Here is an 11,483-nt window from a genome sequence, read left to right as displayed (position 1 = left end):
AGCTTCATATACCTACTATAATTCAAAAAAGCTCTGTAAAACCAAATCGGTTTTACAGAGCTAATCTTAGTATGTTTCATTTTGTTAAGTTTTAATGTTGCGCGTGCCAAACCCATTGCTGGTCTTCGTATTGGAAGCCTACAGCCATCAATGCCGTTTGAGCTAAGCGATGGTTGTCAACGAGAGTGAGTGTGGTTAGTTGTAACTCGTCATGTCCAAAAGCAATCAGGCGGCGTAGGATTTCTTCCTGATCAGTGGGGGTGAATTTGGGACCCACAACTTGGAGCATGCAACGATGAGCGGGAATCTCAAGATCGGTGAAGCCGCCCCAGCCCATGAGTTTATGAGTTTGCCGCCGTTCGATGCCCCACGTTAATGCCGTTCGATTCATCGTGCTGTGCATGGTTGTATTGACCCAGTCCGCGGCGGTTGCTAAATCCTGACTGGTCAGAGTGGCGACGTTCTTTAATTTAAATTGCGTCAGCCAATCAAAGCGAAAACGGGGCGTGAGAAGCGGGTGGTAACCTTCGAAGCTAGACATCTTCAAGTGAGTCCTTTCTGAACCAAATTACTCCTATTGTACCGGTAAACTGTTCAGTTGACCAGAGACTTCTTCGGTGTATACCAGTCAGCTGTGCTATACTTGAAAGTAGATATTGGTAAGTTGAAAGGGGTAGCACAATGACGGAAGATTTTTATATTGGAACTTACACCAAGCGGATCAGCCGCGGAATTTACCGGGTAAGTGTGGATACCAAGAAGCCAGAACTCACTGATTGTGAGTGGTTAGCTTCGGCAGGTAGTCCAACTTACATCGCTAAAGCCGACGCCAAACGCTTGTACGTCATCAACAAGAAGGAAACTGATGGCCAGACACAGGGTGGATTAATCATCTATGATGTCTCCGAAGAAAAGCCCCGGGCCATTCAACAAGTGCTCACCCATGGGGCTTCACCGGCATATGTTGCTGTCGACGAAGGTCGTCAATTGGTATACACCGCGAATTACCATCGTGGGACGGTCACCGTGTATGCCATTTCCGATGATGGTACACTGTTAAAGACGGACCAAGTTGTTGATGATGATCCGGTTGGCCCAGCACCAGAACAAGCTGATGGACCACACCCACATTTTGCCAACTTGACACCGGACAATCGATTAGTGGCCTGCGACTTGGGAACTGACCGGGTCTACCTGTATGATGTGTCTGACGATGGCAAGTTATCAGCCGTTAGCACGTTAGAAATGCCTGCTGGCTTTGGCCCACGGCATATCGTGTTCGACGCCTCTAAGAACGTCGCTTATCTGGTTGGTGAATTAAGTAGTAACGTCGCGACGCTGGCATACGATGCGACTGCTGGTAAGTTTACGGTTAAGGGGATTGTCTCCGCTATTCCTGATGATTGGACGGCACATAACGGTTCCGCTGCCATTCGTTTGAGTCATGACGGGCGCTTCCTCTACGTGTCTAACCGTGGCCAAAACACCCTTGCCGTTTTTGCAACGGATGACGCCGGTACACTGACTCGAATTCAGAACATCTCAACGGAAGGTGACTTCCCAAGAGACTTCAACTGGACCCACGATGAAAAATTTGTCATCGTTGTTAACCAAAACTCGGACAATGCCTCACTGTACACGCGTGACGCGCAGAGTGGCCAATTAACCTTAGTTCAGAAGGACTTTATGGTTCCTGAAGGGGTTTGCGTCTTACCTGCCTAGGTTTTTAGGTGATAGATGTGATTTAAATCAAAAATAGAGGCACCGCACAATTATCCCGAAGATAGTTGTGCGGCGCCTTTTTCAGATCTGAGCGTTTAAAACTAGCGTTTGAGAGGGCCATTAGACCCTTTCGAACACTTTCGCTGCCCCATGTTTTTGCGCGACAACTCGCCTGAGCTGGCAAGTCTGGTACACCGTGAAAAAGTATACGCTTAACTGCCCAAGCAGCGAGGTGCGCTAATTTAGAACGCTTTCCAAACGCATCCCGATTAGCCCCTTAGTGCTGTTCATCTCCACGATAGGCATTGCGAATGATGTTAACAATCAAGTTGGGACCATGACTAAAGTGTAAGCTAGTCCCTTAATTAAAAGCGTCCACCAGGTGGTTTCCCCGAAAACCCGCGCGATAGTTTCTAAAATTGTCACTGGCCAGAATAGTAGGATGAGTAACCGTCCCCATTTGGAATACTGTTACGTGACTTTATTGTAGCCCAGTAGATGTCGCCAGTTTTTTCGATTAAGTTTCGTATGAATTCCCCTTCTTCCGTTAAATTCAGTCTAATACGTTGCTTTTTAGGGTGAACCGTTTAGGGAAATAAAATTTTTTTATTTTTAACTGGATAGTGGGTTTTAAAGTAGGCCGTCATGGTTTGCAGGTGGTGCTCTAGACTGAGACGCTTAACGACACCGAGTCCTGGGAAGTGTTGCGTCACGTGATAGTTGGCTAATGCCAAAGCCGCAGGTGTTTGCACGGCAGCTGATTGTGTGGGTAACCAGGCCGCAAGTTTGGCGACGGCCTGAAAGAATTTTTCCTTGGGATGACGGAAATCCTCGCGGTCGTCAGAGACAAAGCGATGGATTCGGAGCTGGTCACCGGCAAAGTAGGTCAGGTGAAGGGTCACGGCACGAGCGGGATAACCATGTTCGCTGTAGTGAGCACCGCCAATCGTGTAGTCACTGATACTGGTATAGCCGTCGAGGCGAGCTTGTTGCCAATCGTTGCTAAAGAAACCGTCCGTGATGTCAGCGTAGCTGCGATCGTGTTCGGGTAGCCAGGCATGGTCAAAGAGACTACCACTAGGCCGGGTGAGTAGTTGGCGAATCCGGGCTTCGGGTGGAACGAGCAAATGGGTTGGGGCATTCAGCCAACCAGCATGGCTTGCCGCAAGGAGTTCATCATATTGGCGAGCGACCAGCAGCGTCTGATGAGTCGGTGTCGCCTGCAGGTCATCAGGGATAGTTGTTGGCGTTAAAATGTGGCCCACGATGAGATTGGGATTGTCGGCGTACGAGTGCCAGTCGTAAAGTTTTTGCTGCGTAAGCGCGTAATCGCCGACGGTGGGATTCGCAATCACGACCAGCGGTTGATGATGTTTTACGAATGCCGCGACGGTCTGAGGTAAAGCGCGATTGTCACGGACCGGTTCAATGATGGGGATGATATTCACTGGCAGAATGTGTTGTTGGGCAATGTTCTTTAGTGCGAGTAGGTCGTATTGGCGACCCCGAAAGTAAGGGAAATAGATCATGATCGCTGCTCCTTGAGTTGTTGCTGAAGATCGTGTCGTTCTAAGTTCAAAGCATCGATTTCGCTCTGCAGGGCCGTCACCGCGGTCGATTGGGTATCGTCGATGAATTGATCGTAGAAATTAGCTTCGGGGTCATAGACGTCGTAGTGTTGGTGGCGTTTCTTTAATTCCTGGTAGAGGCGTTCAGTACTGTATTGTTTGAGTCCGGTGGCCATTTGTTTGGCTTTGCCGACTTCTCGGGCTTGCGAGGCAATGAAACGTGTCGTCAGTTCGGATTCCGGCACTTGAAGCGCTTGGCGGCGGGGGGGACGTACCACGGTTAAATAGCCTGGTGTACTAGGTGCTTCCGTAGCCGTTGCCAGCATTTCCGGATTGAATGGTCGGTAGATCAACACGCCAATATGAGCGGGAATTTCGTCGGCAACTTCCTGGTAAAGTTTTAACGGGAGTACAAAATAATTGTAATGCCCCACAAAGGAGAGCTTGGCTTTGGAGTGAAAGTCAGATTTGGTGACCTTGAGTTCATAGCAACGCCACTCAATCTCACCATTCGGAAGTGCCTGATAACTCAGCGTGTCCACGATGCCTTGATCATCGGGCATCGTGACTTCTTCAACGGCAAAGGCGCCGGCTTCACGGCAATAGGCGTAGAGCGTACTTTCGAGTTTGAGGGTTAATTTGGTTTTCATGGCGAGACCTCCTGATGCCAGAAATTTTGAACGGCACTGGTGAGTTGTTCCGGACGGTAAAGTCGATGGAAATGTTGCCAGTGTTGGGGATATAAGTGCGTGTAGCGGGGACTGCTGAAACGCTGGTCCATAAGTAGAATAATGCCGACGTCTTTGGATCCCCGAATCAGTCGACCCGCGGCTTGGAAGACATTGTTTAGGCCTGGTAGCTGATAGGCGAAGGCAAATCCTTGATGCGATTGTTGGTCAAAGTAGTCGCGTAGGAGATCGGTTTCCGGATTGATACCGGGTAAACCGACGCTAACGACGCCGACACCAATGAGTCGGTCAGCCTTGAGATCGATCCCTTCGGCGAAGATCCCGCCTAGCAAGGCGAATCCTACCAATGTTGATTGGGGATTAGGGATGAAGTTTTCCAGAAAAGCAGCGCGATCGGCCTCAGTCATCTGAGCCTGTTGGACGACCGTTTTTAAGTGGGGGTAGGCCATTGTAAAGGCCTGGCTAACATCGAGGAGGTAGTGATAGGACGGCAGAAAGATCAGATAGTTCCCGGTCTTGCCGTCGACTAGGGTTTTGATAGCCAATAGGATATTGGCCAGGTTGGCATCCCGTTGTTTATAGGTGGTTTGAATGTAGTTGGTGACAAGGATTGCCTGATGTTGTGGCTTGAATGGTGACGTGAGTTGATAAGCCAGGCTGTCCTCATTGCCGCCGAGCACCCGCTGATAGTAGTCCATTGGTGACAGTGTTGCCGAGAAGAGGACGGCACCGTGGCCCAGAGCCAGACTGTCTGATAGAAAAGCACTAGGGTCAAGACAAAGTTGTTTGAGCGTAATGTTGCCATCTGCAATGGTGAGTCGCATACGGTAGGTGTCATCGTAGTAGTCGCTAATTCGTTGGTAGCTGATAGCGGCAAAGTAGTAATCCAGAATGGCCTGGGTAAAGGGGGTGTGGGGTTGATCGACAAGCCAGTCGTGAATAGCTTCTACCAGTCGGCCAAGATCATGGTCGATTGCCTCTGGAGGGGTTAGGAAAGTACTGTCATCGCGGTCATCGGCCAGGAGTGGAGCCGCGATATCGCTAAAGGTCGCTCGCAAATCTTGCAGGCGACGGCGAAGTTTTGGGGTTGCCTGATCCAAGTCCCGACTTTGTTCGATGAGCTGGTCTAGGGGGCGTGTAGTTAGCTCAGCGGAGTACATGTCACGCGAACGGCTGACCAAGTTGTGGGCTTCGTCAATTAGAAAGAAGTTATCGGGATCCTCGGTTGTGAAGAACCGCTGTAAGTGGACTTGTGGATCGAAGAGGTAATTATAATCGCCGATGATGACGTCACAAAAGAGACTTGCATCCAATTGAAATTCAAAGGGATCAAGCGTATGTTTGCGCGCGTAAGTCTCGATCACAGAGCGGGTCAGCTGATCGTTATTTTGAATGAGATCTAGAAGTGCTGGTTTTAAGCGATCATAATAACCTAACATATACGGATTCTCTTCAGGCAACAGGTCGGCTTCCTCGGGGAAGGTGATCTTTGCCTTCGCCGTCAGCGTGATACTTTTAAGTAAGAGTCCCTGGGAAGCCATGAGGTCGAGGGCCTCTTCGGCGACGGACCGAGTACTCTGTTTAGCAGTGAGATAGAAGATGCGTTGGATCACCCCTTCGCCGATAGCTTTAATGGTGGGAAAGAGTGTGGAAATCGTTTTTCCAGTACCAGTCGGTGCTTCAGCAAAGAGACGCTTGCTGGTGAGAATGGTCTTGTACACGGCAACGGCGAGTTCCCGTTGACCTGGTCGATACTCGCCAAAGGGGAAGGTAAGCTGTTGAATGGTCGGGTCGCGGCGATCGCGGAGGTCCGCTCTGAACTTGAGCCAGGTGACGTATTCGTCGATGACCTTGTCAAAGAATTCTTGGGCTTCCTGCCGGGTGATGGTTTGGTCTGTCTGCGTGGTAGTTTCCGTGTTGGTTTGAAAGTAAGTCAGGGTAAGGGTGACCTGGTCTAAGTCCGGTTCATGGTCCATTAAGAGGTAGGCGTAGAGCTTGACCTGACCCCAGTAGAGCGTGAGGGTATTGGTGCTGAGATTAGCGAAGATCGTTTCAGAAGTTTTGATTTCCTCGATACTGGCTTGACCATCCGTCAGGGTCACACCGTCTGCACGTCCGTGGAGTAGGTACGCGTTGCCATTGAGCGTGAGTGTCTTATCCAGATAGTATTCCTTCTGGTAGTCGGCCCCACGCTGTTTTTGTAGACGACGATGAATGCGGGCTCCTAATAACGCCGTGTTTTGACTGTTACTGGTTGTGCCCAGGTCGCCGGTTCGTAAAGTGAATTCGACTAATTCGCGTACCCCTAATTTAATTGGCATTCAATCGTCACCTCCTTTTGCTGATAATCAGCATACCACATTTTACGGTGGGTTTGAACGCGTGTTCGCGATTGGCTAACGAGCGTGAAAAGTGAGTCAAGGGGATTGGCAAAATCTATGAAATCGCTTACAATAAGAAGCGAGGTGATATTGGATGAAAACAATTGGCTTTCCGCTACACGAAGAGATAACTGCAATTGATGAAGCGTCTGCGCTTCAACGGATCTGTCAACGACACACGAGTAAGGCCACGATTAAGGTTCGTGACATCGAAATTAATCCCCGAGAACAAGTTGAAATCGCAACGCTTGGCAATTATGGTGGGAAATTCATTCGAATCGTGACGGATGGTCCTGACGAAGCCCAATTGGCGACCGCTATCCATCAACAGCTTGTCAAGGATCAGTATTGTGATTACTAAGCCTTGACCCACTCGTTAGGATTCGTTAAGCTCGACTTAATGAAGTGAAACGAGGGATGGCACTATGAATGAAGAACAGGTCGATAGACTCTGTCGGATTGCCCCAAAGTATGGGTTACAATTAGCCCATGAAGGGTTGATCATTACTGAAATTAACGAGCAGACCACGTCATTTGACGCGGCAACTTATATGCCTGATCAACTGATTGATATGCTGTCCAAGATTATCGCCACACAAATGAAAGCGGATCTGTGGCAGTGGCAATAGAAAAACGGGTTGTGACGTTTGACGTCACAACCCGTTTTTTTGACTAATCTATAGCGTTGAAACGTGTTGCAGAAGGTAACAACTATACTTAAGGTTTACCGGCTAGACACCTTTATTCGTCTTCCCAGCGATCAAAGTCCTGTGCGTGGCTGGCGAGGTAGGCTATGGCTTCTTGTCCGAGTTGCTGACTTTCTTGATCGAAGTTCTGGTTGTCTGACTCACCTTCGGCATCGGCTTTGTCACGCAAGAAACCTGCAGCGAGGTCCAAATACTTAGTACGACGGCCGATCCCGTTGTCCTTGAAGAGCTCGTCGAGCTTGGTCAGATCATCTTTAGCAGCAGCCGAAACGCGTTGTGCCAGGTCATGTTGTTTACCTAATTTAATGGCAGCATAGTCCATGAGAAAGTCATTCATATCAATGATAATCGCTTGCCGTTCTTTTTTTTCACTTTTTTTTGCCACTTGTGATCACCCCTTAGTTTCATTCTAGTCATTCGACTTTAATCGCGCAATTATTCTCCTTGACAGACGAGGCGTCTGGTTAACAAGTGACCCAATGATAAAGAGCATTTTGAAGTAAAACGTTAACATATCATCGAACTAATTGTCATAACAATCGTGTTTGGGTATTAACCATCTAATTATTAGAAAAATTATGCGGATTTCCCCAACATTTACCGAAAATTTACACGATTGCGACGATTACTATATATTCATCGCTTAGAATCAGGGTTGTAAGTTAAGGGGAGGCATTCGGGGTGCAAGTTGGCTTTGGATGGTTCTACTATCTCAAAGACATGGAGTGACAGAGATGAATAAGGGATCAAAATTAGCAATGGGGATTGCAGCAATTAGTTTACTTTTAGTTGGATGTGGCAAGGCCGCTAGTTCAACTAGCAGTAAGGAAAGTAGCGCAGCGCTTTCAGGAAAGGTTACGGCCGTTGGTTCAACGGCATTACAACCATTAGCTGCCAAGGCCGGGTCAAACTTCACTGCCAAGAACAGCAAGGTTAACTTGACTGTGCAAGGTGGGGGTTCCGGAACTGGGCTGAGCCAGGTCCAAGCCGGTGCGGTTTCTATTGGTGATTCTGACATTTTTGCCGAAGAAAAAGACGGCATCAAGGCTGACAAATTGACCGACCACAAGGTTGCAGTCGTGGGGATGGCCCCAGTTGTCAACAAGGATACCGGGATTAAGAACTTAAAGATGGCACAATTGAAGCAAATCTTTACCGGGAAGATTACTAACTGGAAAGAAGTTGGCGGTAAGGACGAAAAGATCGTTATCATCAACCGGGCCCAAGGTAGTGGCACGCGAGCAACTTTCGAAAATGCCGTTTTAAAGGGAACTGATGCCGTAAAGTCTCAAGAACAAGACTCTAACGGTGCCGTACAAAAGATCGTTTCGACGACGCCAGGGGCCGTAAGTTACTTGGCCTTCTCATACTTCACGAACAAGCTCCAAGCCGTTTCTATCGACAACGTGACGCCAACAGACAACAACGTTGAAACGAACAAGTGGAAGATCTGGTCCTACGAACACATGTACACGAAGGGCACGCCTGACAAGGCAACCACTGCCTTCCTGAAGTACATGGATTCCAAGACCGTTCAAGACAGCTTGGTTAAGGACATGGGTTACATCAGTATCCATGACATGAAAGTGACGAAGGACGCTAAGGGTGTCGTTACCCAGAACTAAGCATCCAGAGCGGATTTAGAAGATGTTGAAATGGGGTGAAGGTGCGGTTGAAGCACTTTCACCTTTTTTAAAAGGGGGGAGTCAACTTATGGAGCAAACAAATTTTCAACTTAAGAAACAAGATACCCAATCACAGGAATGGTCCAAGCGCCTGCACCATGCCACTCGAGCGACTCGTGAAGATTGGATTGGCCGGGGGATCAGTTATCTCTGTATTGGGGTCATTATCCTGGTCGTAGCTTCAATGCTGTGGTTTATCACCTCAAAGGGGATTGCCACCTTTACGCAAAATCACGTGAGTCTCTGGAAGTTCTTGTCTGGCACCGACTGGTCGCCAAGCCAAGGTAAGATCGGCGCGTTACCCATGATTGTGGGGTCCTTTGCTGTGACGTTCGCCGCTGCAATTGTGGCAACGCCATTCGCTGTTGGGACCGCCATCTTCATGACTGAAATCTCACCCAATAAGGGCCGGAAATTTCTCCAACCCGTAATTGAATTACTGGTTGGGATTCCTTCCGTGGTCTATGGGTTCATTGGACTGGCAGTTGTGGTTCCCTTCATGCGGCACTTGGTTGGAGGGTCCGGATTCGGAATTATCTCGGCAACCTTCGTGCTGTTTGTGATGGTACTCCCAACGATTACGTCAATGACGGTGGATAGCTTGCGGGCGGTGCCGCGTTACTACAAGGAAGCGTCACTCGCCTTGGGAGCAACCCGGTGGCAAACGGTATCTAAGGTTATTCTTCGGTCAGCAACACCAGGGATTTTGACCGCCGTCATCTTCGGGATGGCCCGGGCTTTTGGGGAAGCCTTAGCCGTTCAAATGGTGATTGGGAACGCTGCCGTAATGCCTAAGGATTTGATTTCGGCAGCGTCCACGTTGACGAGTCAATTAACAACTGGGATTGGGGATACCATCGATGGCACGTTGCCTAACAACGCCCTGTGGTCATTAGCGCTGATCCTGTTACTCATGTCACTATTCTTCAACGCCCTGGTACGGGTCATTGCAAAGAGGGGGCAACTCAAACATGAACGCTAAACGTAAAGATATGATTGCCACGGTAATCATTGATCTCATTGTCGCCATTGTGGTTGGGATCCTCTTCTTCCTGTTGGCCTATATCCTTATCAAGGGACTGCCACACGTGAGCTGGAGCTTCTTGACCGGAGCTACGGACTCCTTTGATGGCACCGGGGGAATTGGGGTCCAACTGTTCAATTCCTTCTACCTGCTGGTCTTGACGATGTTGATTTCCATTCCCATCTCATTGGGAGCCGGGATCTACCTGGCAGAATACGCTAAAGATAACTGGCGGACCAGCCTCATTCGGTCAGCCATCGAAGTTCTCAGTTCCCTACCATCCGTTGTTGTCGGGCTGTTTGGGTTCTTACTCTTTGTCGTTAAGTTCAAGATTGGGTTCTCGGTTATTTCTGGAGCCATTGCTCTGACCTTCTTCAACCTGCCACTGTTAACACGGAACATTGAGGAATCGCTCAGTGCCGTTCCTCGTAGTCAACGGGAAGCCGGTCTCTCCTTGGGGTTGTCAAAATGGAAGACTGAAGTGGGGATCATTCTCCCTGTGGCGCTACCTGGGATTGTGACTGGAGTTGTTTTGAGCGCCGGCCGGGTGTTTGGGGAAGCCGCTGCCTTGATTTACACGGCTGGCCAAAGCGCGCCAGTGACCAACTTTGCCGACTGGAATCCAATGGACGCAGCGAGCCCGCTTAATCCATTCCGACCAGCCGAGACGCTGGCAGTTCACATTTGGAAGATGAACACAGAAGGACTAGCCAGCAATGCCGCTGCCTTGTCCGCCGCTGCCTCGGCTGTGCTGATTATTGCGGTGTTGCTCTTTAATCTGGGTGCACGAGTTCTCGGGTCGTACCTGTATCGTCGGGTTACGGCCAGCAAGTAGGGGGTGTGATGATGCTTAAACAATACTCATTTGATAAGACTGCCGTACAAACGTTTGACGACCAGACCTCTCTGGCATTGAAGACGGAGAATTTGCAGGTCTTCTATGGCACCAATCACGCCATGCATGATGCCAATTTGGCATTTCCTAAGAATCAGATTACGGCACTCATTGGCGCATCGGGTTCTGGGAAGTCCACCTACCTGCGTTCGCTGAATCGAATGAATGATACGATCGCCACGGTGACGGGGAAGATCTGGTACCACGGTGTTGATATCAATGAACCAAATGTGAATATCTATGAGATTCGGCGGCACATAGGGATGGTTTTCCAACGACCGAATCCCTTTGCCAAATCTATTCGGGAGAATATCACCTATGCTTTGCGGGCAAACGGGGTGAAGAATAAGACTGAATTAACGGAACGCATCGAGAAGAGTTTACGAGGAGCCGCACTTTGGGATGAGGTGAAGGATAGTCTCGATAAGAGTGCCCTGTCCCTCTCCGGTGGGCAACAACAACGGTTGTGTATTGCCCGTTCGATTGCCATGGCGCCGGATGTGTTGTTACTGGATGAACCTTGTAGTGCCCTGGACCCGATCTCGACAGTTAAGGTTGAGGAGACTCTCCTGGAGCTGCAGAAGCAGTACACGATCATCATCGTGACGCATAACATGCAGCAAGCCGCGCGGATTAGTAGCCAGTGTGCTTTTTTCCATCTCGGACACGTTATGGAATATACGCCAACTGGGACGATGTTTAGCAATCCACAGATTCCGGTCACGCAAGATTATATTTCCGGAAGTTTTGGGTAGTTATTTTTAGAGCTGTTAGTTGCTCGTAGCCATGTGCTACGAGCTTTTTGCGTTCAA

General features: G+C 49.2%; 12 protein-coding genes. 7 read left to right on the top strand and 5 right to left on the bottom strand.

Features of this window, described 5'->3' with window-relative positions; genetic code table 11:
- Window positions 1-91: 91 nt before the first annotated feature.
- Entirely contained in the window at window positions 92-541 is a 450-nt protein-coding gene (locus tag EKM71_RS07350; protein WP_125573961.1) for a GNAT family N-acetyltransferase, read from the bottom strand.
- A 140-nt stretch (window positions 542-681) separates the two neighbouring features.
- On the opposite strand from EKM71_RS07350, the gene EKM71_RS07345 reads away from it, so the two are divergent.
- Window positions 682-1,722: a lactonase family protein gene (locus tag EKM71_RS07345; RefSeq protein ID WP_125573960.1), complete on the top strand. Its 1,041-nt coding sequence runs from the start codon at window positions 682-684 to the stop codon at window positions 1,720-1,722.
- A gap of 587 nt (window positions 1,723-2,309) precedes the next feature.
- On the opposite strand, the gene EKM71_RS07340 is transcribed toward EKM71_RS07345, so the two are convergent.
- From EKM71_RS07340 to EKM71_RS07330, 3 genes are read right to left on the bottom strand one after another with little or no spacing between them, the layout of a single operon-like run.
- Window positions 2,310-3,251 carry a sce7725 family protein gene (locus EKM71_RS07340; protein WP_125573959.1) on the bottom strand — a complete coding sequence of 314 codons (942 nt, stop codon included), beginning with the start codon at window positions 3,249-3,251 and terminating at the stop codon, window positions 2,310-2,312.
- Complete coding sequence (locus EKM71_RS07335; protein ID WP_125573958.1) at window positions 3,248-3,940, bottom strand: hypothetical protein; 693 nt, start codon at window positions 3,938-3,940, stop codon at window positions 3,248-3,250. Before EKM71_RS07335 ends, EKM71_RS07340 begins: the two co-directional genes overlap by 4 nt.
- The gene (locus tag EKM71_RS07330) at window positions 3,937-6,300 is read right to left on the bottom strand and encodes an ATP-dependent DNA helicase (protein ID WP_125573957.1); all 2,364 of its coding nucleotides are present in this window, start codon (window positions 6,298-6,300) and stop codon (window positions 3,937-3,939) included. Before EKM71_RS07330 ends, EKM71_RS07335 begins: the two co-directional genes overlap by 4 nt.
- A gap of 154 nt (window positions 6,301-6,454) precedes the next feature.
- On the opposite strand from EKM71_RS07330, the gene EKM71_RS07325 reads away from it, so the two are divergent.
- Window positions 6,455-6,721 carry an HPr family phosphocarrier protein gene (locus EKM71_RS07325; protein WP_125573956.1) on the top strand — a complete coding sequence of 89 codons (267 nt, stop codon included), beginning with the start codon at window positions 6,455-6,457 and terminating at the stop codon, window positions 6,719-6,721.
- 64 nt (window positions 6,722-6,785) lie between these two features.
- Window positions 6,786-6,989: a hypothetical protein gene (locus EKM71_RS07320; protein ID WP_125573955.1), complete on the top strand. Its 204-nt coding sequence runs from the start codon at window positions 6,786-6,788 to the stop codon at window positions 6,987-6,989.
- 112 nt (window positions 6,990-7,101) lie between these two features.
- Here EKM71_RS07320 and EKM71_RS07315 read toward each other — a convergent pair whose 3' ends face one another.
- Window positions 7,102-7,452, bottom strand: a complete 351-nt coding sequence (locus EKM71_RS07315) for a hypothetical protein (protein ID WP_125573954.1) — start codon at window positions 7,450-7,452, stop codon at window positions 7,102-7,104.
- Window positions 7,453-7,801: 349 nt separating this feature from the next.
- Between EKM71_RS07315 and EKM71_RS07310 the strand changes: the two genes are divergently transcribed.
- From EKM71_RS07310 to pstB, 4 genes are all read left to right on the top strand, one after another.
- Window positions 7,802-8,692, top strand: a complete 891-nt coding sequence (locus EKM71_RS07310; RefSeq protein ID WP_125573953.1) for a phosphate ABC transporter substrate-binding protein PstS family protein — start codon at window positions 7,802-7,804, stop codon at window positions 8,690-8,692.
- An 88-nt stretch (window positions 8,693-8,780) separates the two neighbouring features.
- Window positions 8,781-9,734: a phosphate ABC transporter permease subunit PstC gene (pstC, locus tag EKM71_RS07305; protein ID WP_057878580.1), complete on the top strand. Its 954-nt coding sequence runs from the start codon at window positions 8,781-8,783 to the stop codon at window positions 9,732-9,734.
- Complete coding sequence (gene pstA, locus EKM71_RS07300; protein ID WP_057878579.1) at window positions 9,724-10,611, top strand: phosphate ABC transporter permease PstA; 888 nt, start codon at window positions 9,724-9,726, stop codon at window positions 10,609-10,611. Before pstC ends, pstA begins: the two co-directional genes overlap by 11 nt.
- Before the next feature lie 11 nt (window positions 10,612-10,622).
- A complete protein-coding gene (gene pstB, locus EKM71_RS07295) occupies window positions 10,623-11,426 on the top strand; it encodes a phosphate ABC transporter ATP-binding protein PstB (RefSeq protein WP_125573952.1) in 804 nt (267 codons plus the stop codon).
- The last annotated feature ends 57 nt before the right edge of the window (window positions 11,427-11,483 follow it).

Source organism: Levilactobacillus huananensis (assembly GCF_003946145.1).
Lineage (GTDB): Bacteria > Bacillota > Bacilli > Lactobacillales > Lactobacillaceae > Levilactobacillus > Levilactobacillus huananensis.
The sequence above is the reverse complement of the archived record's forward strand: the minus strand, read 5'-3'. Positions and strand labels throughout refer to the sequence as shown.

Excerpts from the sequence above, each read along its gene's own strand:
- EKM71_RS07350 (WP_125573961.1), bottom strand. The coding sequence starts at position 541 with ATGTCTAGCTTCGAAGGTTACCACCCGCTTCTCACGCCCCGTTTTCGC.
- EKM71_RS07345 (WP_125573960.1), top strand. The coding sequence starts at position 682 with ATGACGGAAGATTTTTATATTGGAACTTACACCAAGCGGATCAGCCGC.
- EKM71_RS07340 (WP_125573959.1), bottom strand. The coding sequence starts at position 3,251 with ATGATCTATTTCCCTTACTTTCGGGGTCGCCAATACGACCTACTCGCA.
- EKM71_RS07335 (WP_125573958.1), bottom strand. The coding sequence starts at position 3,940 with ATGAAAACCAAATTAACCCTCAAACTCGAAAGTACGCTCTACGCCTAT.
- EKM71_RS07330 (WP_125573957.1), bottom strand. The coding sequence starts at position 6,300 with ATGCCAATTAAATTAGGGGTACGCGAATTAGTCGAATTCACTTTACGA.
- EKM71_RS07325 (WP_125573956.1), top strand. The coding sequence starts at position 6,455 with ATGAAAACAATTGGCTTTCCGCTACACGAAGAGATAACTGCAATTGAT.
- EKM71_RS07320 (WP_125573955.1), top strand. The coding sequence starts at position 6,786 with ATGAATGAAGAACAGGTCGATAGACTCTGTCGGATTGCCCCAAAGTAT.
- EKM71_RS07310 (WP_125573953.1), top strand. The coding sequence starts at position 7,802 with ATGAATAAGGGATCAAAATTAGCAATGGGGATTGCAGCAATTAGTTTA.
- pstC (WP_057878580.1), top strand. The coding sequence starts at position 8,781 with ATGGAGCAAACAAATTTTCAACTTAAGAAACAAGATACCCAATCACAG.
- pstA (WP_057878579.1), top strand. The coding sequence starts at position 9,724 with ATGAACGCTAAACGTAAAGATATGATTGCCACGGTAATCATTGATCTC.
- pstB (WP_125573952.1), top strand. The coding sequence starts at position 10,623 with ATGCTTAAACAATACTCATTTGATAAGACTGCCGTACAAACGTTTGAC.